At 55.9% G+C, this 23667-nt stretch carries 20 protein-coding genes; 2 read left to right on the top strand and 18 right to left on the bottom strand.

Annotation, left to right across the window (positions count from 1 at the left end):
• Positions 1-712 precede the first annotated feature (712 nt).
• From NYE24_RS32165 to hemE, 10 genes are all read right to left on the bottom strand, one after another.
• Positions 713-1207: a tetratricopeptide repeat protein gene (locus NYE24_RS32165; RefSeq protein WP_342477586.1), complete on the bottom strand. Its 495-nt coding sequence runs from the start codon at positions 1205-1207 to the stop codon at positions 713-715.
• A gap of 46 nt (positions 1208-1253) precedes the next feature.
• Entirely contained in the window at positions 1254-3203 is a 1950-nt protein-coding gene (locus NYE24_RS32160) for an ABC-F family ATP-binding cassette domain-containing protein (RefSeq protein WP_342477585.1), read from the bottom strand.
• 51 nt (positions 3204-3254) lie between these two features.
• Positions 3255-3866 carry a TetR/AcrR family transcriptional regulator gene (locus tag NYE24_RS32155; RefSeq protein WP_036702235.1) on the bottom strand — a complete coding sequence of 204 codons (612 nt, stop codon included), beginning with the start codon at positions 3864-3866 and terminating at the stop codon, positions 3255-3257.
• Between the two features lie 76 nt (positions 3867-3942).
• Complete coding sequence (locus NYE24_RS32150) at positions 3943-4755, bottom strand: DUF92 domain-containing protein (RefSeq protein ID WP_342479334.1); 813 nt, start codon at positions 4753-4755, stop codon at positions 3943-3945.
• A 25-nt stretch (positions 4756-4780) separates the two neighbouring features.
• Positions 4781-5404: a fumarylacetoacetate hydrolase family protein gene (locus NYE24_RS32145; RefSeq protein WP_342477584.1), complete on the bottom strand. Its 624-nt coding sequence runs from the start codon at positions 5402-5404 to the stop codon at positions 4781-4783.
• A gap of 51 nt (positions 5405-5455) precedes the next feature.
• Positions 5456-6187 carry a glycerophosphodiester phosphodiesterase family protein gene (locus NYE24_RS32140; RefSeq protein ID WP_342479333.1) on the bottom strand — a complete coding sequence of 244 codons (732 nt, stop codon included), beginning with the start codon at positions 6185-6187 and terminating at the stop codon, positions 5456-5458.
• Positions 6188-6205: 18 nt separating this feature from the next.
• A complete protein-coding gene (locus NYE24_RS32135; protein WP_342477583.1) occupies positions 6206-7612 on the bottom strand; it encodes a CapA family protein in 1407 nt (468 codons plus the stop codon).
• A 199-nt stretch (positions 7613-7811) separates the two neighbouring features.
• Positions 7812-9272 (bottom strand): protoporphyrinogen oxidase, encoded by a 1461-nt coding sequence (gene hemG / locus NYE24_RS32130; protein WP_342477582.1) that lies wholly within the window; start codon positions 9270-9272, stop codon positions 7812-7814.
• Positions 9269-10213, bottom strand: a complete 945-nt coding sequence (gene hemH / locus NYE24_RS32125) for a ferrochelatase (protein WP_036702241.1) — start codon at positions 10211-10213, stop codon at positions 9269-9271. The genes hemG and hemH overlap by 4 nt, the downstream gene beginning before the upstream one ends.
• Before the next feature lie 89 nt (positions 10214-10302).
• Entirely contained in the window at positions 10303-11364 is a 1062-nt protein-coding gene (hemE, locus tag NYE24_RS32120; RefSeq protein ID WP_036702243.1) for a uroporphyrinogen decarboxylase, read from the bottom strand.
• Between the two features lie 228 nt (positions 11365-11592).
• Here hemE and NYE24_RS32115 point away from each other — a divergent pair, with 228 nt between their 5' ends.
• Complete coding sequence (locus NYE24_RS32115) at positions 11593-12813, top strand: MFS transporter (RefSeq protein WP_036702244.1); 1221 nt, start codon at positions 11593-11595, stop codon at positions 12811-12813.
• A 19-nt stretch (positions 12814-12832) separates the two neighbouring features.
• On the opposite strand, the gene NYE24_RS32110 is transcribed toward NYE24_RS32115, so the two are convergent.
• Positions 12833-13462 (bottom strand): O-methyltransferase, encoded by a 630-nt coding sequence (locus tag NYE24_RS32110; RefSeq protein ID WP_076157670.1) that lies wholly within the window; start codon positions 13460-13462, stop codon positions 12833-12835.
• 170 nt (positions 13463-13632) lie between these two features.
• Here NYE24_RS32110 and NYE24_RS32105 point away from each other — a divergent pair, with 170 nt between their 5' ends.
• A complete protein-coding gene (locus NYE24_RS32105; protein ID WP_036702248.1) occupies positions 13633-14766 on the top strand; it encodes a class I SAM-dependent RNA methyltransferase in 1134 nt (377 codons plus the stop codon).
• A 700-nt stretch (positions 14767-15466) separates the two neighbouring features.
• Here NYE24_RS32105 and NYE24_RS32100 read toward each other — a convergent pair.
• From NYE24_RS32100 to NYE24_RS32070, 7 genes are all read right to left on the bottom strand, one after another.
• Complete coding sequence (locus NYE24_RS32100) at positions 15467-15706, bottom strand: DUF1450 domain-containing protein (RefSeq protein ID WP_036702250.1); 240 nt, start codon at positions 15704-15706, stop codon at positions 15467-15469.
• Positions 15707-15748: 42 nt separating this feature from the next.
• Positions 15749-16051: a heme biosynthesis protein HemY gene (locus NYE24_RS32095; RefSeq protein ID WP_036702251.1), complete on the bottom strand. Its 303-nt coding sequence runs from the start codon at positions 16049-16051 to the stop codon at positions 15749-15751.
• Between the two features lie 125 nt (positions 16052-16176).
• Complete coding sequence (locus tag NYE24_RS32090; protein ID WP_036702253.1) at positions 16177-16428, bottom strand: hypothetical protein; 252 nt, start codon at positions 16426-16428, stop codon at positions 16177-16179.
• 151 nt (positions 16429-16579) lie between these two features.
• Positions 16580-18721, bottom strand: coding sequence for a family 16 glycoside hydrolase (locus tag NYE24_RS32085; RefSeq protein WP_342477581.1), 2142 nt, complete (start codon positions 18719-18721; stop codon positions 16580-16582).
• Between the two features lie 24 nt (positions 18722-18745).
• Positions 18746-20098 (bottom strand): FAD-dependent oxidoreductase, encoded by a 1353-nt coding sequence (locus NYE24_RS32080; RefSeq protein ID WP_342477580.1) that lies wholly within the window; start codon positions 20096-20098, stop codon positions 18746-18748.
• Positions 20099-20252: 154 nt separating this feature from the next.
• Positions 20253-21857 carry a helix-turn-helix domain-containing protein gene (locus tag NYE24_RS32075; RefSeq protein ID WP_342479332.1) on the bottom strand — a complete coding sequence of 535 codons (1605 nt, stop codon included), beginning with the start codon at positions 21855-21857 and terminating at the stop codon, positions 20253-20255.
• On the bottom strand, positions 21838-23586 hold the full coding sequence (locus tag NYE24_RS32070) for a histidine kinase (RefSeq protein ID WP_342477579.1): 1749 nt from the start codon (positions 23584-23586) through the stop codon (positions 21838-21840). Before NYE24_RS32070 ends, NYE24_RS32075 begins: the two co-directional genes overlap by 20 nt.
• Positions 23587-23667: the final 81 nt, after the last annotated feature.

Here is a 23667-nt window from a genome sequence, read left to right as displayed (position 1 = left end):
GGGGGACTAGTAGCTAATCAGATTTAAACATGTGAGAATTACTTTAACTAATGGCTTGCTGAGGGTTTACCTCGCCCCGATTAAGGTGCAAGAGGTAGGCTAAATTGTAATTTGTACAACTAAATCGCCGGAGGTGCCGCCGAATCTCTGTTTAGCTGTATTTGGTGCAATTAAAATGCCTCTAGTTCTGGATTTTCACCAATCCGGACAAATTTAGTTGTACAGACTACAATTAGACGAGGAAGTCCAGCCGTTTCACTGTTTCTAGTTGCACAGAATACACTTATCCCTGTTTTTTCGCTAAGAACGCAGCTTCACCCCTTACCGCATTTATGGAATGAAATCACTTATTTTAATCTGATTGTCTACTAGGAGATACACTCACAGTACCCAAAAGGCAGCACCGGCTCATTTAGATAGCTGGTGCTGCCTTTTGGGTTGAGTATATTTGGTCCTACCAGACCGAAATGTTGCAACTATTGCAACCCAGTTGCATGAATTCTTGGACATTAGCATGGATTCCTGCATGAAATACAACAATTATCCTGCTAATCCGCTCTAGAATCGGGTGATGCTGCTTTTTGTACAACAATAGCGGATTAGCGCTTTGTTGACGATTGAGATGTTGCATTTTGGGCAGGATTTCCGCTTCCCCATCTGACTCTGCGTCTCATTCTGGGCCGGCTCCGGCTCACCTTCCCCTATTCTCCGGTTAAGGCCATACCTGCTCCAGCTTGTCCGCATAATACTTAATAGCCTTGCGGTAATCCTGGATACCGGGATCATTGGATGTATCCGCAAGCAGGGTAAGCAGCAGTTCCATGGCTTCGGTGTGTGCACCGAGATTATGCAGCGTCATGGCTAGAAAAGCCTTGAATTCCGCACGCTGCGGGAATTCAAGCGCACCCTGCTCCAGCAGCACACGGGACTCTGTATACTCCCCCAGCGTCCGGAACGTGCTGCCCAGGCCCAGCATCGCGCCTGCCTTCTGCTCCGCATCTGGAAGCCCCAGGGCAAGACTCTGCTCGTAATAGGATACCGCCTCGCGTTCCAAGCCCAGCACATCATGCGTCCATGCCAGCTGATAATGCAGTTCGGCATTGCTCCCGTCTGCTGACAGTAGCTCTAGCAGCATGGTCCTTGCTTCTTCTGCCCGGCCAGAGGACCGGAGTTGCACGGCAGCATCTATCGAATGAGTCGCAGTCATTGGGTCACTGGCTCCTCTCTGAGCGTTACTACTTACCTACTCTAACCTACTTACCCGTGATCTTCTCCGCTAATTCATTCAGATACGTCCAGCGCTCCATCAGGCGCTCCAGCTCTGCCTCGGCCTGCCGCTGCTTCTCCACCAGCTCCTGGAGTCTGCCGGAGTCGGCAAAGGCCGCTTCCATCTGTGCCGAGAGGTCTGTCAGATGCTGCTCCGCCTGTTCAATGGCCTCGTCGATGCCCTCGTACTCGCGCTGCTCCTTGAAGGTGAATTTCAGCTTCTCGCGCGGCGCTGACCCGGCCTGTGCATTCCCGCCCTGCTCAGCAGCGGCACCAGCACCGCTGGCGCTGCGGCCAGAGCCGCCTTCTGCCTTGCCGGAGTTCCCGCTGCCGGAAGGGACGTTCTTCGCCAGCCACTCTTCATATTCACTATAGTCGCCGACATGCAGGCGGATTCCCCCATCCTCGAAGGCAATCAGCTTATCCACAGTACGGTCCAGGAAGTAGCGGTCATGCGATACGGTGAAGACTACACCGGGGAATTCATCAAGGTAATCCTCCAGCACAGCAAGTGTGCCGATATCCAGATCATTCGTCGGCTCATCGAGCAGCAGCACGTTCGGGGCTCCCATAAGGACACGCAGCAGGTAGAGCCGTCTTTTCTCGCCGCCGGATAGCTTAGAGATTGGCGTCCACTGCATCGCGGGCGGAAACAGGAAGCGCTCTAGCATTTGCCCGGCGGTGATGACACTACCGTCTGCGGTCTTGATGATCTCGGCTTCTTCCTTCACATACTCGATCGCCCGCAGGCTGAGATCCATGTCCTGATGCTCCTGGGTGAAATAGCCCAGCTTCACGGTCGTCCCAAGCTGTACCTCGCCGCTGTCTGGTGTAAGCTTACCGGCAATCAGGTTAAGCAGCGTAGACTTGCCGCTGCCGTTCTTGCCGACAATCCCCACGCGGTCCTGCGGCACAGCAATATAATTCAGATCCTTGATTAAGGTCCGGCCGTCCAGCGATTTGGTGAGATCCTGAATCTCAATGATTTTGCGGCCAAGTCTTGTAGAGGCTACGGAGATATCCATAGCTGACGCCGATGCGCCTCCCGTGCTCTCCTTGAGCTTCTCGAAGCGGTCGATCCGCGCCTTCTGCTTCGTGGAGCGGGCCTTAGCCCCGCGGCGAATCCAGGCCAGCTCGGTGCGCAGCAGATTCTTGCGCTTCTGCTCGGCCGAAGCCTCCCGTTCCTCACGGTCTGCCTTCAGCTCCAGGAACCGCGAATAGTTCGCTTCATACCGGTACAGATTCCCGCCGTCCAGCTCCAGCATTACACTGGCTACCCGTTCCAGGAAATAGCGGTCATGCGTTACCATCAGCAGCGCCCCGCGCCGCTTCTGCAGATACTGCTCCAGCCAGGCTACGGAATCCGTGTCAATATGGTTGGTAGGCTCATCTAGAATCAGCAGCTCCGACGGCGTAATCAACGCCGCAGCCAGCGCGACACGCTTGCGCTGTCCGCCGGACAGGCTCTCCATCCGGGCATCGAACCGGGTAATGCCCAGCTTCGTAAGGACCGTCTTAGCCTCACTCTCCAGCTGCCAAGTGCCGGCGGCGTCGATGGCCTGCCCAATCCGGACAAGCCTGCTCTCCAGCCCTGAATCTCCCGGATTCTGCTCCAGAAGAGACATCACCTCCATATATTCCCGCATCGTTGCAAGCTCCGGGTCTTCTCCGGCAAATACCTGCTGCAAGACCGTATTTCCAGGCTCATATGGCGGATTCTGTGCCAGGAACTGCACCCGCACATCATTGCCGATACTTATCTGCCCTGCATCTGCTGTATCGAGCCCGGCGATAATCTTCAGAAAGGTTGATTTTCCCGTGCCGTTGACGCCAATTACGCCTATCTTATCCCTGTCGTCCATGCCAAAGGAGGCATCACGGAACAGGGTTTTCTCCCCATAGCTCTTGGAGAGATGTTCCACCGTCATAATATTCATCAGTTGTCCTCGCTTGCCTTATATTTTGAAACCGGAATTGGCTGTATTCCCTTAGGATTCAGCTTCAGCAGGGAAATCCCCCAGCGCCGAATCCAAGCTGCCCAGTGCCCCGGTGATAAAGAGCCTCGCCGCAAACTTCGCCCGCTTATCCGCATCTGCCTCGGCAAACTCAGGGTCGAACAGGATGTCCATCTTCAGACGGTCCAGAATCCCGATATACGACTGCGCCATCAGCTCGGGCTCGGTAGCCCCGCCTTCCAGCAGCACTTTCACCACAGCCTGCATATAGGCTTCCATGAACTGTGCCATATAAGCCACCAGCTCAGGGTTATTGTTAGGCGCACGGAAGAACAGCTTCGTATGCTGCTTGCGCTCATAGTAATAGAACAGATGATGCTCCGCAATAACGGAGAGCTTGTCTGTCAATGTGGAGCGGGTCCTCAGCTTGCCCTCAAGCTGCTCAAGGAAGCCATCGCAATCGCGGCGGGTAACCGCCATGAAGAGCTCCTCTTTGCTTTTAAAATATAAATAAACCGTACCCTTGGCAATGCCAGCACGTTCGGCCACTTCCGACATCTTCGTCTCATAAAAGCCGCCTGAACCGAAAAGCTCATAAGCGGCATCCAGAATAGCTGCATGTTTGTCTACGGATGCACTGCTCAACGGTTCACCTCCCAACCCATAAAATCCAGCATGTTACCGGATAACGCAACGGCAGGCTTAACCCTCAGGTCCGTCCTTATCCTATGTAACTTATATAACTGACCAGCAGCGCTACAGCACCGCCTATTATAGAACTTACAGCATTTACAGTATCATTGTCCATCCAGCGCCAGCCCCGGGCGTATACCGTAGGCTTCCCGCAGTGCTTAGAGGCTTCGACCTCGCGGCCGCAGACCGTGCAGCGGTTCATCCGTTGCACAGTAGCACCCAAGAGCGAGTCGGCAAAAGCTCCCGCAAGCCCGCCCAGGAGTCCGGCCAGCACCAGCAGCCAGAAGGCATGGGGCGTCATGCCGGAGGCCGCCCGCAGCACCCAGGAGGCTGCGCCGATGAGCGCCCCTCCCGCCGCTGCAGCAAGCGTCCCGGGCAGGGATACGCCGCCGGAGGTGCCTGCCTGGAGCACCTTACCGGTCAGCACCGACCGGGGAGGCTTCCGGGCCAGCGTGCCGATCTCTGTCGCCCATGTATCCGAGGTCACGGTAGCCATCACCCCGATGAATAGGAAGCTCCAGAGCTCCAGCGGATAGATCGCGTTCAGTAGAACGGCCAGCATTCCGAGTCCGCCGTTGGCGAAGACCTGGCCCGCGTCGCGGCGTCCGGTTTTATCATACGTGGCCTCCAGCTCTGCCTTATTCTCATGATGCAGCTTCGACAGCAGCGTGGAGGAGATGAAGAACACGAGCAGGATACCGAACCAGAACAGATTCCCTGCACCGAAATAGATCGTCCCCATCACCACTGCCGCCACCATCCCTGAGAAGCTAAGCGACTGCTTCCAGTAGGCGGCCCCGGCAACCAGCAGCGCACCGCAGGCCCCGATCAGCCATTGCAGTAGTTCAAGTCCTGAGAACATCGCCTTAACCGATCAGGCAGGTGCCCATGAGGGTGTCGCCCCAGAACAGCTCGAACGAATCGCCCGCCACTACCGGACCTACCCCGGCGGGGGTTCCGGTGAAGATAATATCATCTTTGCCCAGACCGTAGCGGGCGGCGATGAAGTCAACGATTTTTTGCAGGGAAAAAATCATGTTCTTCACGTTCCCGCGCTGAACCTCAATTCCGTTCTTGCGGACGGTGAAGTCAGTGGCCTCCATTTCCTCTTCCTCGGGCAATGCCATGTACGGGGTCAGCGGAGCCGCGTTCTTGAAGCCCTTGGCAGCAGTCCACGGCAGACCCTTGCGCTGCAGATCATTATGCACATCACGGAGCGTGAAGTCGAGGCCCAGCGCCATCACATCCACCAGCTCCTGCACACTCATCCCCGGCACGTAATCACGTGCAATACGCAGCACCAGCTCACCCTCATAATGAATCAGTCCGGCGTCCTTGGGCAGGTGGATGATCGCTTTATCCAGGGCCACAGCAGCATGAGACGGCTTCAGGAAGATCAGCGGCTCAGCAGGCACCTTGTTGCCCAGCTCCTCCGCATGTAATTGATAGTTACGTCCTACACAGTATACATTATTGATCGCACTGCTCATTGTTCCTTCAGCTCTCTTCCTCTATGAATTGGTGTGCTTACAGCTGCCTGATCAAGCCTTCAAAAAGAGTTCGCCCCAAATATCCGGACGGTTGGTACAGATCATAATATCGGAATGAATCTCCGACAGACGGCGCATTTCCTTGCCCTTGTTCAAGGTCCAGGCCATCACCTGCACCCCGCGTTCAATCAGGGATTTGGCCAGAACCGGGCTAAGCCGGTCGAAGCTTATAGATAAGAAGGAACAGCCCAGCTCATCTAGCTTACCCCCAGGATCACCGGATCTGGAGTCATAGATAAGCCCCGTATGAAACCTCGCGTCCAATTCCTTGATCCGCCGCAATACACTGGCATCGAACGAGGTCAGCACCACTTCCTCGCGCATTCCTCTGGCATTCACCAGATCAATGACCGCCTGTGCAAGACCGGGATACATCTCCCCCACCGTCTTCAGTTCAATATTCAGCCGCAGCCGGCCTGACGCCAGAGCAAGCACCTCTTCCAATGAAGGCACCCGCTCTCCGCGAAAAGCACGCCCCTTCCAGCTCCCTGCATCCAGCCGCCGCATGTGTTCATACTCCATATTCTTCACCTTACCGTGTCCATTGGTCGTGCGGTCCAGGGAATAATCATGGATGACTACAGGCACCCCGTCCTTCGTCAGCTGCACATCAATCTCTATCCAGCGTACATAAGGCAACGCAATCGCCATCCGTACGGCAGCCAGTGTATTCTCAGGCGCTTTACCGGAAAAACCGCGGTGGGCTACACACATATTCTTCATCATTATAAGCACCTCCGGCTATTTCACCGCTTGGGTCACAGTGCCGTCATTGCGGACCTTGATCAGGCCGGAAGAAATAGACTGTATTCTGTGCAGCAGCAGCTGCCCGTCGGCATCATTCATCGGCACCGGCTGCGCCAGCTCGGCATCCATCGGCTTCAGCTTAAGAGAGCATTGCCCCTGCTTGCTGCATTCCGCCTGGAATACCGCCGTCTCCCAAGTAGCCGGGATAGAACCGCGTGTGAAAATAAAGTTGCCTGTGCTGTAGGCGATCCATTTGCCATTATATGGTTCAATTCCCTGTAGCACATGCGGATGGCCGCCCATCACAAGATCCGCTCCGGCATCAATGAAGCTATGTCCGAGCGCCTGCTGGGTCTTGTCATACTGCTCCATCCGCTCCCGTCCCCAATGGACGACGACAACGACGACATCGGCCTTTTGCTTGGCTGCGGTAATCGCCTTGAGCGCTTCCGCACTGTCATACACCGAGGCAAGGCCAGGCTTGCCCGCTTCCGCCTTCCATTCAATCACCGGCATCACCCGTGTGAAGCCAAGCAGGGCAATCTTAATTCCATTACGTTCAAAATACTGCGCCGAATACGCCTCCTGGCTGTTCCGCCCTGCACCCACATGAGGGATTCCGCGCTCACCCAGATGCTTCAGGGTGTCCAGCAGACCTTCCTCCCCCTGGTCGAGCGTGTGGTTGTTAGCCAGATTGACGGCATCCACACCGGCGGCTTTAAGCGCATCCAGTGCTTTCGGCGGACCCTTGAACACAAACTGCTTGTTCTTGGCCCCAACCCCGCGTGTAGTAATCGGAGTTTCCAGATTGACTACCGTCAGGTCATCCTTCTTGAACATTCCATCCAGCGCGCTGTAGGAATAATCGTAGCCCTTCTGCTCCAGCAGCGCGCCTGCTTTTCCGCTGAAGATGATATCTCCGGCAAAGCTCAGCTTCACCGTCCCGCCGGAGGTGTTCTCCGGCAAGCCTGCGACCCGCCCGCTGCTGCTTCCCGTTGTGGCCTTCGGCGCATCCGTAGGGGTTGCCTGATCCGCTGGTCTAGGGGTAGGAGCTGCCGTAATGGTTGCCGCCGTAGCCGTAGGTTCTGGAGAAGCCTCCGGTGTCTCCTCCGGAGCAAGTTCAGCAGTAGCTGTAGCCTCTGTCCCAGGCGGTTCCTCTGTAGGAACGGCTTCCGTAGGGGCAGCAGCAGCCGTTGCAGCATCTTCCGGCGAAGGCGAGGTAACGAGCGCCGCTGGCGGAGCAGCAGAGCCCTGCGGGTCCTTGTCGTCCATGAATGAATAAGCGAGCGCAGCGGTAATCATCAGCAGCAACGCCACATTGACCCAAGCCCATATCCTTCTGCGCCGCCGCCTGCTATGTCGTCTCTTGCCTTGTCTATTGCCTGATCTCGGCGGATACATGAGTGCAAGTAATCTCCTTTACCCTTAAAGTGTTTCTATTATAGCATATCTATCAGCTGCCGCTCCAAGCCGGGAACGGAGCCATTTACTAAATAACCCAGCAAAGTAGGGATTTAGCTTCGATGATGACTCAGGTACTTTGCGGGAGCCTCATATCTAAAAACGGTGGAGCGCCACTGCTCAGCTCCACCGCTTCTTTTTAGATTGTAGCTCCCGCCGGCTCCGGCAGCTTCGGGAGGCTGGCTGCGGCAGTCTCAGCCGTAAGCTTCGCCTGCTTGATGCAGTCCGGCATCCCGATGCCGTCATAGCCTGCACCAAAGGCGTAGACGCCGGGCAGCTTCTGCGCCAGCTCGCTGCGCAGGCCGGCAATCCGGCCGGGATGGCCGACCGGATACTGCGGCATGGACGACCTCAGCCGGGTGATCTCTGTGAACAGCGGTGCTGCGGTGATCCCCATGATTTCCTTCAAATCCTTGCGGACCAGCTCCGCCAGCGCATCATCCGGCAGCTCCACATTCTGTTCATCCCCCGACCGTCCCACGTAACAACGCAGCAGGACCTTATCATCAGGGCTGGTATGCAGCCATTTGGTAGAGGTCCAGGTGCAGGCGGTAATGTTCCGCCCTTCCTTACGCGGAACAAGGAAGCCCGATCCGTCGTATTCGGTAACGATATCTTGCCGGGTGAACGCCAGAACAACATTAGCTACCGATACATAGTTCACTGCATCCAGCGCCGACACATCCACATGGGGACGCAGCAGCTCTGCGGCTGCGAAGTTCTGCACCGTAACATAGATGTCGTCTGCTTCCAGCAGCTCACCGCTCTCAAGCTCCACCTCATAACGGGAAGCGCCGGAAGAACCGGCACCTCCCAATACACGGATGGATTTCGCTCCTGTCCCCGTAATTTGCCGCACATCCTGCAGCTCATGGATGAGCGCGTGCACGAGACTTTGCAGCCCTTGACGGAAGGTGAGGAAGGCGCTTTTCTTCGTCCCGGTATGGGTCTCCACCGGCTTCCTGCCGGTCGTCATTCCACGGATCAGGCTGCCGTACTGGCGCTCGACCTCACCGAACTGCGGAAAGGTCGCCTGAAGGCTGATCTTGCGCATATCGCCTGCATAGATTCCTGCCAGCAGCGGCTCCGTCATATTCTCCAGCACCTCTGTACCCAGACGGCGCTCAATCAGATCGCCAAGCGACTCATCCTCAGCGCTGCGGCGGGGCGGGAGTACGAAATCCATCATCGCCCGCATTTTGCCGCCGAAGGAGACCAGTCCGCTCTTCAGGAAGGGCTTCAACTCTGTCGGAATGCCCAGCACAAGACCGGCAGGCATCGGATGAAGCTTGCCCCGCTGCAGGATGTAGGTCTTCTTGGCGTTCGGATTGGTGCTTACCAGTTCGTGGTCCAACTCCAGCTCTCTGGCCAGATCGACCATAGCTATCTTGCGGGCCAGGAAGGAATCCGGTCCCTTCTCAATCACGAAGCCGTCACGGTGCAACGTTTCGATTTTGCCGCCAAGGACCTTGTCCTTCTCGATTAAGGTAATCTGCGGCTCTACTGCCGCCTCACGGTAGAACTTTCGGATATAGAACGCGGCGCTGAGACCGCTGAGGCCTCCGCCGATGATGACCACCTTGCGCGGTGAATCTGTCATGACAGATTCACCTTCAACTGGTTCGCCTTCGTACGCACCACATCGCTGAGCACCGCCATATAAGCCGGATCACTGTTCAGCGAGTCAATCCGCAGAAGACGCATATCCAGCTCGGAGGCAAGCTGCTGCGCTTCAATATCCAGATCGTACAGCACCTCCAGATGGTCGGACACGAAGCCGATCGGGGCTGACAGCACGTATTTTACCTGACTCTCGGCCAGCTCACGCAGTGTATCAAGAATATCCGGTCCCAGCCAAGGCTCCGCTGTCCGGCCCGCACTCTGCCAAGTGAACTGCCAGGATTCAACCCCTGCCTGTGCAGCAATCGCCTTAGAGGTCTCCAGCAGCTGGTCACGGTACGGATCGCCCATCGCCAGAATACGTTCAGGAAGACTATGTGCACTGAACAGCACGCGCACTTCTTCCCGCGACGCGCCCGTTTCTTCGAACTCGTCCAGCTTGGCAGTCACTCTCCGGCTTAGTACATCGATCAGCTCGGGGTGCATATGGTAGCTCTCAACGAACTCCATTTGAATACCGCAGGCTTCGGCTTTTTCCTTGGCGCGCTTGATATAGGTTCCTACACTCATCACAGAGTAATGCGGAGCCAGCACGATGCCTATCGCCTGGGTAATTCCGTCCCGGACCATTGCCTCGACACCATCCTCTATGAACGGTCTGGCATGCTTCAGCCCCTGGTAGCAGACATACTGGATCTGCCCGCTGTTCAGCTTGGCCTGCAAGGCTTCCACCTGACGGTCGGTATTCTCTCTAAGCGGAAAAACCCCGCCGACAATCGCCTTATAGCGGTCTGTCAATTCTTTGAGCTGCTCAGCAGAAGGAGCGTTCCCCCGGCGGATATGCGTATAATAAGCCTCTACATCCTCAAGACTCTCAGGCGTGCCGTACGACATCACGAGTACTCCAATTTTGTTGGCCACGGTTTCCATCCCCTTTTTACGAATAATTAACGTCCTATACAGCAAAGAGAGCAGCAAAGGCTGCTGCCATCTTGATGCTATTTCTTCAGCTATGCCAGCGGCGGTGCCGCCTGTTTCATTGCTGCTGCTGAATACTCATGCACGTAATCCGTTAATTCCTTGAGCGTATCGAGTGAAGCTTCAGGGAACAATCCATGTCCCAGGTTAAAAATATATCCCTGCTGCGTGATGCCTTCATCAATCAGTTCCTTGGCCCGGGCTTTGAGCAACTCCATCGGAGCGGTCAGCAGGTATGGATCAAGATTGCCTTGAACCGCATAGCCTCCGCCCAGTCTGCGTCGTCCTTCGGTGATGCTTACCCGCCAGTCCAGTCCGATCACATCGGCCTGCAGCTTGGTCAAGCTGGGGAGCAGCTCCCCTGAGCTAACACCGGGGAAGTAAATCTTCGGAACCTCCAGATCGGATAATTCAGCAAAAATCCGGGTGATCGTCGGCAGCACATACTGCTCGAAATCACGCGGAGCCAGCGCCCCGACCCAGCTGTCGAACAGCTGAAACGCCTTCCCGCCGCTGGCGACATGGGCGCGCAGATAGGCGATAACCATATCGCCCAGCTTCTCCATCAGCTTCTCCCACACCTGAGGCTGGCTGAACATCAGCTCCTTGGTGCGGTGATAAGTCTTGGACGGTCTGCCTTCGATCAAATAACTGGCGATGGTGAACGGCGCTCCGGCAAAGGTAATCAGCGGAACGTCCAGCTCCTTGTCCAGTATAGCGATGGTCTCCAGAATATGGCCCAGATCGCCTTCCACATCAATCGGCTTCAGCCTGTCCACATCGCTTGCAGAGCGGATCGGATTCTCGATAACCGGCCCGATGTTCTTCACAATGTCAAAATCTACACCGAGGGAGGCCACCGGATTCATGATGTCAGAATACAGAATCGCTGCGTCCACGCCCAGCTTGCGCACAGGCATCAGGGTCACCTCAGCCGCAAGCTCGGGCTGCCTGCAGATCTCAAGCAACGAATATTTCTCCTTGATTGTACGGTAGTCGGGATCATACCGGCCAGCCTGCCGCATGTACCATACCGGGGTGTACTCCGTGTTCTGCTGTCTGCAGGCACGGATAAAAGTGTCGTTGTAGGTCATGATAAGATCTCCATTAGATTTGATAGAATACTGTGATTAAACACATATCATTATTATGCCCCTTTTGTAAGCGGCTAACAACTCCCGGGCGCTGCAGGGAATGACAATCCAATGACATAACTATGACGAGTGTTGCATTAACCTGCTGAAAAAATGTGATATACTGATATAATGTCGTCTTTTCGTGATTGTTGTTGCAAGAAATTTCAGAAAGGAAGTGAAAGCACTTTGAAGAATTGGGAGACCTGGAAAATCAACCTCATGGTGCTTTGGTTTGGCCAATTCCTGGTAAATGCCGGAATGACAATGATTACCCCGTTTTTATCTCTTTATCTCGCCAAAGATTTGGGGGTGACCGGTGACCGGGAGATCGGGATGTGGGCCGGGCTTATTTTTGCCGCCAACTTCCTGACCTCGTTCATCTTTCAGCCGCTCTGGGGCAAGCTCGCCGACAAATACGGACGCAAAATAATGCTCCTGCGCTCCAGCTTCGGCATGGCGATTGTTATTGTCCTGATGGGCTTCGCCCAGTCCCCGATGCAGCTGCTGCTGCTCCGCCTGCTGAACGGAACCATCTCCGGCTTCAATCCCGCCTCTGTCGCGCTGGTTTCAGGCACCACACCGAAACCGAAGATGGGCTTCGCGATGGGCCTGATGCAGTCGGGCGCGGTAGCCGGAACGATTCTCGGGCCGCTGATGGGCGGCTTACTGGCGGACTGGATCGGGTTCCGCCCGATTTTCTATGTGGTTGGTGCGCTTCTGTTCATTGCTTCACTGCTGGCGTTATTCCTGGTCAAAGAGAAATTCGACCGCGTAGAAGCAGCACAGGTGCCTCAAGTATCCGTGCTGGAAGGCTTGAAGGAACTGGCGAAGGTGCCGCAGCTTCCCGCCCTGTTCGGCGTGACCTTCCTGCTGCAGTTCGCCATGGTCAGCCCAATGTCGCTGCTGCCGCTCTATGTAGAGAAGCTGCACGGCTCCGCTGTGAATATCGCTTTCTGGGCAGGTATGGTCAGCGCCGTCACCGGTATCTCGAATATGCTCGCTTCACCGCTGCTCGGCAAGCTCAGCGACAAGGTGGGAGCGCACCGCATACTGACCTTTGCGCTGATCGGCGCTGCTCTATTCCTGATTCCGCAAGCGTTCGTGACCAGCGTCTGGCAGCTGATTCTCGTCCGCTTCCTGATGGGCGTCTTCATGGGCGGGCTGCTGCCGAGCGTCAATGCCCTGATCCGCTCCTATACGCCTGACGGCAAGGAGAGCCGGGCGTTTGGCTTCAACAGCAGTACACTCGCGCTCGGCAATATGCTCGGTGCGGTGATCGGCGGATTCCTGTCCGGTTATATCGGAATTGAAGGCCTGTTCATTGTCTCCGGCGCCTTCCTGCTGATCAATACGGTTTGGGTCCGAATCAAGCTGTACAAGAAGACTGAACCCCGGCTATTCCGTTAACAGGCTGGTGTGTCACAAGCTATTTCACCATCGCCAGCGCCAGGCCGTCATAGGCAGGCAGCAGCGTGCTGGTCAGGCGGGGATCGCCCGCAATCATCTCATTGAAGCGGCGCATGGCCTGGACGGCCGGTCCGTTCTTCTCCGTATTGAGCGTGCGGCCGCGCAGAAAAATATTGTCCCCGGCAATAATCGCCCCCGGCGAAGCAAGCCGGATCGCATATTCCAGATAATTCGGATAGTTCTCCTTATCGGCATCGATGAAGAAGAAATCGTACCTGTGCCCCTGTGCTTCGAGCAGCTTCAGGCTGTCCAGCGCAGGGCCGATCCGGTATTCCACCCGGTCCCCGAAGCCCGCCTGCTGCAGATGGCTCTGTGCCAGCTCTGCATAGTCGGCCTTAAGCTCCAGAGAGGTCAGACGGCCTTCCTGCGCCAATCCCCGGCACAGACAGATTCCGCTGTAACCGCCAAGCGCTCCGATCTCCAGCAGGTTAGCTGAGCGGGAGAGGGTCACCAGCATCGTCAGCAATCTGCCGTAGCCCGGGGCAATCGACACCTCCGGCATGCCGCCCGCCGCGATGGCTGCTTTGACTTGGAGCAATAATTCATCTTCTGTATATAGCTGTTCGCTGTACTCTTCCTGATTCTGCATATGTATTCTCCTCTTGAATGGGTGTGTGCGCCTGCGGACAGGCATTGTGCAGAACTCTTCCTTACCCTATACTGTAAGCTGAACGTTCTACAGGTTCAGATGACAAACCAGTTACTCTTATTGTACTGGCTATACGTATTTATCCACAAGTTAAACGGAGTTGAGCGCACTTGGGCAAATTACAATTGATCGCCACCGCCCCCATGGGGCTGGAGGCTGTAGTAGCACGCGAATTAAACGAGCTGGGTTATGAGACCACGATCGAGAACGGACGGGTCCTGTTCAGCGGGGATTACATCGACATCTGCCGCTGCAATCTGTGGCTGCGTACCTCGGACCGTGTACTGGTTAAGATGGGCCAGTTCCCGGCCCGGACCTTCGATGAGCTGTTCGAAGGAGTCAAGGCGATAAATTGGGAAGACTGGATTCCCGAGAACGGCGAATTCCCGGTAGAGGGCCGCTCGCATAAATCTCAGCTGACCAGCGTACCTGCCTGCCAAGGGATCGTTAAGAAAGCCATTGTCGAGAAGCTGAAGCTGTCGTACCACACCGAATGGTTCCCGGAAAACGGACCCCGGTATGTGGTAGAAGTGATCCTGCTGAATGATATCGCGCTGATCACCCTGGACACCACCGGCCCGGCCCTGCACAAACGCGGCTACCGCCGACAGGCTACGGAAGCGCCGCTGAAGGAGACGATGGCTGCGGCGCTGATCCAGCTCAGCCGCTGGAACGGCCATCGTCCGCTCTATGATCCTTGCTGCGGATCAGGTACAATTCTGATCGAAGCCGCGATGATCGCCTGGAACATCGCGCCAGGCCTGCGCCGCTCCTTCCCGTCCGAGCACTGGCCGGAGATTCCCCGGCGCCTATGGGAAGAAGCCCGCGAAGAAGCCTTCGATGCGGTGCGTGATGATTACCCGCTTCAGCTGACCGGAACGGATATCGATCCGGCAGCGATTGAGATCGCCGAAGCGGCGGCGAAGAGCGCCGGACTCTCCGGTGAGATCACGTTCAAGCATATGGCGGCTGCGAAGGCCCGTCCGGAAGGCGAATACGGCTGCATCATCACCAACCCGCCTTACGGCGAGCGGATAAGTAATGACAAGGAAGTGGAGAAGCTGACCCGCCAGTTCGGCGAGATGATGCTCTATCTGCCCACCTGGTCCTTCTTCGCCATAAGCCCGTACAAGGAGTTCGAGCAATACTACGGCCGCAAGGCGGACAAGCGCCGCAAGCTCTACAACGGCCGGATCGAATGCCAATACTATCAATACCTGGGGCCGCTGCCTCCACGGAAATAGGACGAGCGGAGGTATTGGAATAGCAACGTAGGCTGAGATTTCCGATTGCATCTGCCTGCTGAAGCAAAGTTTAAAACTAACTTACCCTCAACAAGCCTTAAGTCCCGCAGACGATTATACTGCGGACTTAAGGCTTGTTTGGGTTGGGTGCAGGATTGCGGATTGTTGCACAAAATGTATAATCCCCCAGTTAAAGAGGTAGCGGTGAGACCGATTGTTGCATATTTTGCAGAATTTTTGCCGAAATGACGCCGCAGTAACTTGGAATGTTGCATTTTAGACAGGATTTCAGCTAAAAGCTTCTTTGAAGAGTACAATTGTTGCATATTATGCAGGAATACAGCAAGCCGGGGCAGGTGACGGACAGCAGCAGAATAGCGGAAGGTTCGACAACGCCGGTGCCTGGAAGCCGTAGAGGTACCCGAAGGCCCAAGTGTAGATGATCGCATGGGATGGTAAGCGAAGTTGATGAGCGGAGTTTGGCGGGAGCATATCACGACACGACAGCGCATCGCTGGTAAGCAATTGGACAAAATCCACCTATTACTAACCATCGTCAGCTACTCTAACAATCCCATGTACTCTAACATCCTTCTTTCTCAGAATCATCCTCCGGGTGTCCGGGGCCTTCAAAAAAAAATAAACAACCCCCGCAATTCACGCGGGGGCTGCACGATGCTGCAGGCGCAGCAGATCTGAATTACTTCTTTTCCGCCGGCCGTTTGACGAAGGCTTCCGCTTTGGCCAGCACCTCGTCTTCCGTCGGTCCGCTGATATAGCGGCCGTTAATGTAGACGAACGGGCGTTTTCCGCACGGTCCGCAGTAGGAGATGCAGCCTGTCTTGATCTCGGCATCCGGTGCCATCTTCAGCAGCTTGGGCACGATGCTTTTCATTTTGATATGATTGCACTCGTCACATAATCTTATATCGTTAGCCATGAAGCAACCCTTCTTTATGTCCGTAAAATACGGGCGGATCAATTAGTGATCGCCATGATTTCCTTTAGACGGATTAGTAATCACAAAGCCTTCTTCCGGCAGGTAGAGATAATCAATCTTCACACCGTCCAGCAGCGGCTGGTTCGGATCAAGAATCACATCGATATCCTTGTCAGTGGAGACTACTACATCGTTCTCCTTGGGCGTGTCCAGATCCAGTCCGTAGTGGGCATGGTCGCCATGGGCATGTGTAATCGCTACACGAAGTTTAAGCTCGCTGTTGCCTTCAAGTTCCATGGTCTTCTTTATCACTTTAGCCGCGTTGCGGGTAATTTTGACGTTCATTCGATTCCATCTCCCAGGCCTCTATATTTTAAATACTCAATAATTCATTTTAAGGAATATGGGAGGATAAAGCAACCATTAGGAGATGGACATCCACAGTTAAAGGTGTAATCGTCGCTAAAATGTCATCTTCCGCTGTGCAGCGCCGCGTATTTACGGTCCATCCGCGAGACGAACCAGCCCATCAACAGCATCGTTACGCCAATATCGTCAATTGGTACAAACGGCATGAAATCGGGCAGCACCCAGTACAGCAGTGCCGGAATAGTGAACAGCAGCTTGTCAGCCATAGCCACATTAGGCGAAACGATATAATGCCAGGAGCTGCGGAATATATGAGACCATTGTTTGAGCGACAACAGTTTTCTGAATTTCATGAGTTATGCCTCCTTTAGAAAAGGGCACCGCCGCTAATCACCTGTAAAAGGATTGCGGCTGTGCCCTTTGCTGTTATCTTACGCGAATGCGCAGGATTCGTTTCACTTTTAAGTAAAATTTAATCGAATCCTCCCGAACCATACCCTATGTTTACTCCGTCACCTTAATATCGTCGATCCGTGCGGTGCTGGAATGCATCCGCAGACCGATCTTCCCTCCGGCCGGCTGTGCCGCCGTATCCGTCCACTGAAGCAGCTGGACACCTCCAGCGTAGGCGGTAACCGTGCTGCCGCTGACCGTTACCTTCAGCTCCGTCCACTGGCCGGGCGTAACGGAAGTAGTCGTGCTGCTGACCATGGTGAGCGTGCCGGCAGTTTTTTTGAACAGCTCCGCCTTGTCGCCTGAATCATTCAGCCGGAACATATAGTAATTGGAAGCGTCAGCATAACGGAACAGCAAGCCCACGTTGCCAAAAGCATTCAGCAGCTTGACTCTGGCCGAATAGGTGTAATTCCTCCAGGCAGCATCGCCTGTATAGGCAAGCGCTTCGCCTGTCCCGGAGTTCTGCGACAACGCCTTGGTCCCGTCATCGGCCACACTCCATGCTCCCCCGGAGGTAGTCCAGCCGGCGTAATCATTATCCTCGAAATCCTCCTGGAACAGCACCGCAGGCGGTGTAACCGTACCCTGGAATTCAAACGCCCCTACATCCGGCGCACCGTTATAGAGCGGATTCCCGAAGTAGTCGAGACCCCCATTGTCCGGCACAGCTATACCTGCATGGATCAGCGGAGAGGACGGGAGCAGCTTATAGCCGTCTGCCGAATCGCGTCCGGTTGCGGTGCCGGGGCTGACGAGCCCGGGGTTGCCGGTGATCGAGTAAGGATCGCTTGGGACATTGGCATTCGCGCCGTAGAAGCTGTTATGGCTGTACGTCATTCTTGGACTGTTCGTGTATTGGCCTGCGGCTGTATTATAAAAAATATTATTCGTATAATTAACCATACCCGTATTGCTCGCATGAGTCAGCGCCCGGTTCTGTGTACCGGAACGGTAGATGATATTGTTGTAGATTTGCAGGTTACCCCCGCCGCTCACCAGATGGAACGCCCCGTTGCCGTCCAGATCATCCTGACTGATGTTATAGCGGAAAATATTATTGTTCGTGTCATTCATAACGAGCAGCGTGCCGCCCTGATTATTATAGCTGTAATTGTACTGGTAGATGCTGTCATGCACCTCAACGTCGAAGTCCCAGGGCTGACCGTCCCCCTCCAGCATCCGGGTATCCGAGGCCTCATTGTACTGGAAAACGGCGCCGGTTGTATAATAGGCCCACTGCGCCGCTACGACAGCGATGTTGTCCAGATAGTTCACCACAGCCGTGTCAATATCACAGGCTTTGCCGATGGACTTCGTCTTGTTGTATTCGATCAGCGGCGACACCCCGGCTCTGACCAGGATGCCGTCCCGGTGGATTCGCTCCACGGTATTCCCCCGGATGACCACACCCCGGAAGGCGTCGAACTTATGGGTCCAGGCACTATTCAGAAAAGCATCCGTCATCGTCTGAATCCCCGTATCCGCCACATTCGTAATAGTGTTATTCTCGATCAGGATGCCATCCCAGGTACTCTCTGGTGCGGAACCCGCCCCGCGCGCATGAATGTTAATGCCCCCTGTACGGCGGTCCGTGCCGAAAATATCATGAATATCGAGATTGCGGATGGTGATATGCCGGAAATCCCCGGCTCCTGAGCCTTCACCGACCACCAGCACTCCACTTCTGCGCATATCTGTGGCATGCTGCCCGCTCGTGATCTCCAGATTATTAATCTCCCAATAGGAGACATTGCGCAGCCGGACCCCGAAGCCTTCCCCGCCCACAGCTGTATTGCCGAAGTGGATCAATGGCTTGGCCCCGCTACCGTAGCGGTCCACGGTTATCGGATTCCCCTCCGTCCCGGAGCCATGCAGGTCCAGATACTGATCATTCCATACACTGCCTGCCTTCAAAAGAATCCGGTCTCCCGGGCTGAAGGTCATGCTGTTCACCTTGCCCAGCGTCTTCCAGGCTGCCGTTTCTCCAGTGCCTGGGTTGGTGTCGCTGCCCTGGGCAGCATCGACGTAATAGGTGGTTCCAGCCGCGTCAGCCACCGGAGCTGACATGCCTGCAAGCAAACTGAACAGCAGCAAGCCAATTAGCCCCGGCATACAGAAACGGTATAGCCACCTGCGCGGCTTGCCTTGTGCCGGATTCATAGCTCCACTGCGATACCCTCTTGTTGTCATTCGGATCACGCTCCCGCAGAATATTTATAAAGCAGCTAAGGATTCCCCAAGCCAGGCTCCCTGCTGCACCAGCTCCTTCTGCAGCTTAGCAAGATCCACGCTCCGGCTCTGCCCCTCCGCTCCGGCTGCCATCGCCGCCGCCATACCCGCCGCCTGGCCCATGGCGAAGCAGTTGGGCATCACCCGCAGGGAGCCTTGCACGACACGGTCCGAGGAGGCGGCGCGCCCCGCCACCCACACATTGTCCAGGCCCACCGGCAGCATGCAGCGGTAAGGGACACCGTGCGACTTCCCGGGCGGAAGATGGTGGATATGCATCGCCCCGCTGCTGCGGGCCATATGGATATCGATGAAGTAGCTATTACGGGCAATATCATCCGGGAAGGAAGCCATATTCATGAAGTCCTCCTGGGTCAGCACGTAATCGCCGACAATCCGGCGCGTCTCGCGGATACCGATCTGTTCGCCGGTGGATACCAGATGGGCCTGTTCGAATCCGGGCACATAAGCCTTGAAGAATTCCAGCTGGCGGTGAACCAGCTGGCGTCCCTCTATGGCGCCCCGGGTCAGATCCTCTGCGCGGGAGCCGTCAATGCCGAACACGTGGCCGAAATTCACACCGACCAGATAATCGGCAATCCAAGCGAGGCCCGAGACGGAGTCCCGGCCCTGCGGCAGCTTCCCGTCCGCCTGCGCCTGCTGGACGGCTTGGTGAATCTGATCGGTGTCACCGCTTTCATTCCGGTATTCTTCAAAACGCTGCCGGTCCACATTCGCCAGCAGGTAGCACATGGTCGCGGCCTGAAGCTCGCCGGATTCTCCGCCCTTATGGAACGGTGCACCCGCCAGGGCGGCCAGATCGGCGTCGCCAGTCGTATCAATAACCGTTCGGGCGCGGACCAGACTCCGGCCTGACTTGTTGACGATCACCACGCCCTCAATGCTTCGGCCGGTCTCGTCCATCACCGTCTGGCTCGCCACGGTATGGAGCAATACTTCCGCCCCGCTCTCCAGAGCCGCCTCATCGTAGACACGCTTCAACACCTCCGGGTCGATCGGCACCCAGTCCAGCTCCGCCCCGAAGCGCTCGCGGAACTCCGGCTCACATCCGGCCTTCATCCGGTCAAGCAGCTCCAGGCCGATGCCGCGTACCACGGCCTTCTCCCCGTCGCTGTAAGGGCAGAAGGCGGGCACAAGGGCAACCGTGCCCATGCCGCCCAGGAAGCCGCGCTGCTCAATCAGCAGCGTCCGCGCCCCGCTGCGGGCCGCAGCTATTGCCGCTGCGACGCCCGCAGGCCCGCCGCCCGCAACCAGCACATCCACCTCACGGGATACCGTGATCTCCTCCGCAGGCAAGGTAAATACAGTTCTATTCATCGTTGTTCCTCCTTGAAGCTATACTTAGACTCCTCACCATTATAGTGAGACGGGGGCTGCAACAGCGTGCAGACTGATTGCCTGTTACGGTGGACAGTTTTGACTTATAGGGCTTCGTGCCGTTCTATTAGATCATGTATGAAGTTTCGTTCGATTACGGCTCTCTGCCGTCCTCCTCCACCGGCCCGGCCTTATACTCGCTGGGATTCCGGCCGCTGTATTTCTTGAACACCTTGGAGAAATAAGCCCGGTCCGAGAAGCCGAGGGTGTAGGCGACATTCTCGACGGTCTCGTGCGGGCGGGCCAGCATGGTGATGGCCATATTCATTTTGTACTGGTTTACGTAATCGGTGAAGTTCACGCCGGACAGCTTCTTGAAATAGCGGGAGAAGTAGCTGGCATTCAGATGCAGATGCTCTGCCATATCGGTAGAGGTGACCATCCGGTCCACATGCTCCTCCAGATACTTATCCACCGCCTGAAGCCGGACATCCTTCTCCTCAGCAGCTGCGGGGGCCAGAGTATGCTGCCGCCACAGACTCCGCAGCTCCCGTTTGGTCAAGCTGGCAGCCTCCCCGATATGCACCGTCTGCTCCAGCTGCGTGAAGAAGTCCTCCTCGGCCAGCCCTCCGGCTTCGAAGGCCAGCTGGCGCACCAAATCCCCGCAGGTCTCCTTCACCAGCCGCGGCAGCAACCGCTCCGCCATAGCCTGCTGTGTCCACTGATTCACGGCCAGATCAATCCAGGCGGCCTGTTGATCAAGAAGTGCCAAGGACAGCATGCCGCGTTCCTTTTCCCCGCGCCGTTCTAATGTCTGCCCGAAATTTGCATGCTCCTCAAGCAGAGATACAGGCGTCACTGACTGATAGAAGTTATTTTCACGGCAATCCGTCAGTGTCTTGTATAACACATCGAAGCTGCGGACCGGTGCGCAGGACTCCGAATAGAACCCCCTCAGGGTAATCTTCAGATACTGCTCCACCTTATCCTGTACCGCCTGCATGAATTCAGCCAGCTTGTTCTCTGTAAGGCGGGGGTCCGCCACATTCCAGACCAGATAAATATCGGCGTCCCGGCTCATAATCGGTGTAATGGAAGCCTCAGCAGCAGCAGACAGCTCCAGTGCAATATTGTTCACGGCTGAATGGATTAGCGGGATATCCTTGTACCGGTAACGCTCGGTGACAGATGCGGCATCCATATGAAGGAATCCATGACGCAGAAAGGGGTGCTTCCAGGAGATACCCAACCGTTCGCCGAACTCCAGCGTGTTCTCCTGGCCCGCTGTACCCGACAACAGCTGCTTCAGGAAGCTCTGCTTCAGCACTTCCTTGTTGCGCTCAATCGCCTGACGGAAAGAGTAGCGCTCCAGCAGTTCCTCCCGGCTCTTGAAGCGGCTCATCGCTTTGGCGAGACTGCTCTTAAGCTGCTCAGGCGACAGCTCATCCTTGATCAGATAATCATCTGCCTCCAGCTGAATCGCCCTCTTCGAGTAATGGAAATCCTCATAGCAGGTCAGGAAAATCAGGCGCACCTCCGGCTTCGTGATCCTGAAGGCATCCGCCAGCTCCAGCCCGTCCATCCCCGGCAGGCCGATATCCACAATCACTATATCCGGCAGTGCTGTATGGAACTGCTCCAGCGCGTCTTCACTGCTAAACGCCGAAGCCACCAGCTTCAGATCCAGCCCCAAGGACCCGAGCAGATATTCCACATATTCCAGCATCGGGACATCATCGTCAATCAGCATCAGGGTCATCAAGGGGAACCGCCTCCTTCTCCCGGGTCACGGGGATATATAGGGTGAACGTCATGCCATCTTCGTCTTCTCTTGCCTGTGCGCTCAGCCGTGCGCGATATCCGTACAACACCTGTAGACGGCGTGCTGTGTTGACCAGCCCGACTCCTTTTTCCGGCCAGAGCGCCGGGTCTTCACTTCCTTGCAGACGCCGATTCAGGCGCTGGAGCTTGTCCTCCGGCATTCCGCGGCCGTTATCGCTGATGCTGATCCGCAGCAGATCTGACTCGAACGCTGCTTCGAGCCGGATCGCCGGATGGTCCGGACGGGCGGAGAAGCCGTGGCTGATCGCATTCTCAACAATGGGCTGGAGCAGCAGCCGGGGCAGCATCACCGCACCTTCCTCCTCGCCCACCTCGCATTCCCAGGCGATATCCAGACGGTTGCGGATCTGCATCACCTGGACATAGCTGCCCAGCACCCTGCATTCCTCCGCCAGCTCCAGCGGCTTATCCACATGCACATACACCCGCAGCAGCTTCATCAGCGCATCGATCATGGCCCCGTGCCCAGGATCACCGCTTAAGAGCAGATCCACCTTGATCGAATTGAGCGTATTCAGCAGAAAATGAGGCCGGATCTGCGCCGCCAGCGCCTGAAGCTCCAGCCGCCTTTTCTCCTCCTGCTCACTCTCGACCTGCTGCAGCAGCCCGTTCATATCCTCCAGCATCTGATTGAAGGCTGCCGACAGCACCGCCACCTCATCCTTGCCCTTGACGGGTATCCGCACCGCGCGGTTGCCGCCGACATACTGCTTGACGCTGGCCCGCAGCAGGCTGATCGGCTTGTTCATATATCCGGCCCACAGCATTGACAGGACCAGAAACGCCAGGAAGAACAGTCCAATCAGCGAGATTGACACCAGGAACTCCCGGTTGATATGGCTGTCGATGGAGCTGCGGGGCGTCTTGCTGGTCAGCAGCCAGCCGACCTTGGGAATACGGACCTCACTGACCAGCAGCGGGCCTTCATCCGCATTAGCCGCTTCTCCGGTGACAGCAATGCTCCGACCCTTCTGATCAATCAGCGTGAGCCTGCTCACCGCATTGCCCGTGTCCAGCAGGCTGCGGAAGTAATGGCTCGGAATGCCCACGTACAGCGTGGCCAGCTTGTCCTGATTCAGCGGGTCGGTAATGAAGCGTACAGCATAATAATAATCCGGTGCAGCGGGGGTGCCGCCGTAGGGGAACCATTGCAGCGACACTTTTTCCCGCTCATCCAGCCTGCTGCTCTCCTGAAGAAGAGTCTCCGGCAGCACAGAGAACACTGGAATATTCTGATTGCCGATCAGTATCCGGTTCTCCCGGTTGACCAGCATGATCTGCAGATCGGCATCCAGCGACTGCACCGACAGGATATTGGCCGTGGTCTTAAGCTTGTTGTAATGGGTATACACTCCGTAATTTCCGAAGTTCCCGGTATTTTTGAGATAACGCAGACTCTCCAGCACGGCCGGATCATATGCCTCAGAGAAATACACCGAGACAAACGAGATGCTGTCCACCGTTTTTTCCATTTGACTGCCGATGACCTTCAGGGTCTCCTCATTGGAACGCGTGATCTTCTCGCTCACATTCTCCCGCACAGAGGTATAGGACCAGAACGTAACGACAACAAAAGGCAGCAGGATCAGGATCAGGAACGTGTATTGCAGTCTGCGATGGAAGGAAAAACGGCTTAACCATTTCATAAGAATTCCACCCCGCACTGTAATGAAAGCTTCAACGTCCCTATTATAATCCAAAATCACTGCTGCCTTTGCACTTCATCC

Origin of the sequence: Paenibacillus sp. FSL H7-0350 (genome assembly GCF_038593195.1) — a bacterium.
Taxonomy (GTDB): domain Bacteria; phylum Bacillota; class Bacilli; order Paenibacillales; family Paenibacillaceae; genus Paenibacillus_AQ.
The sequence above is the reverse complement of the archived record's forward strand: the minus strand, read 5'-3'. Positions and strand labels throughout refer to the sequence as shown.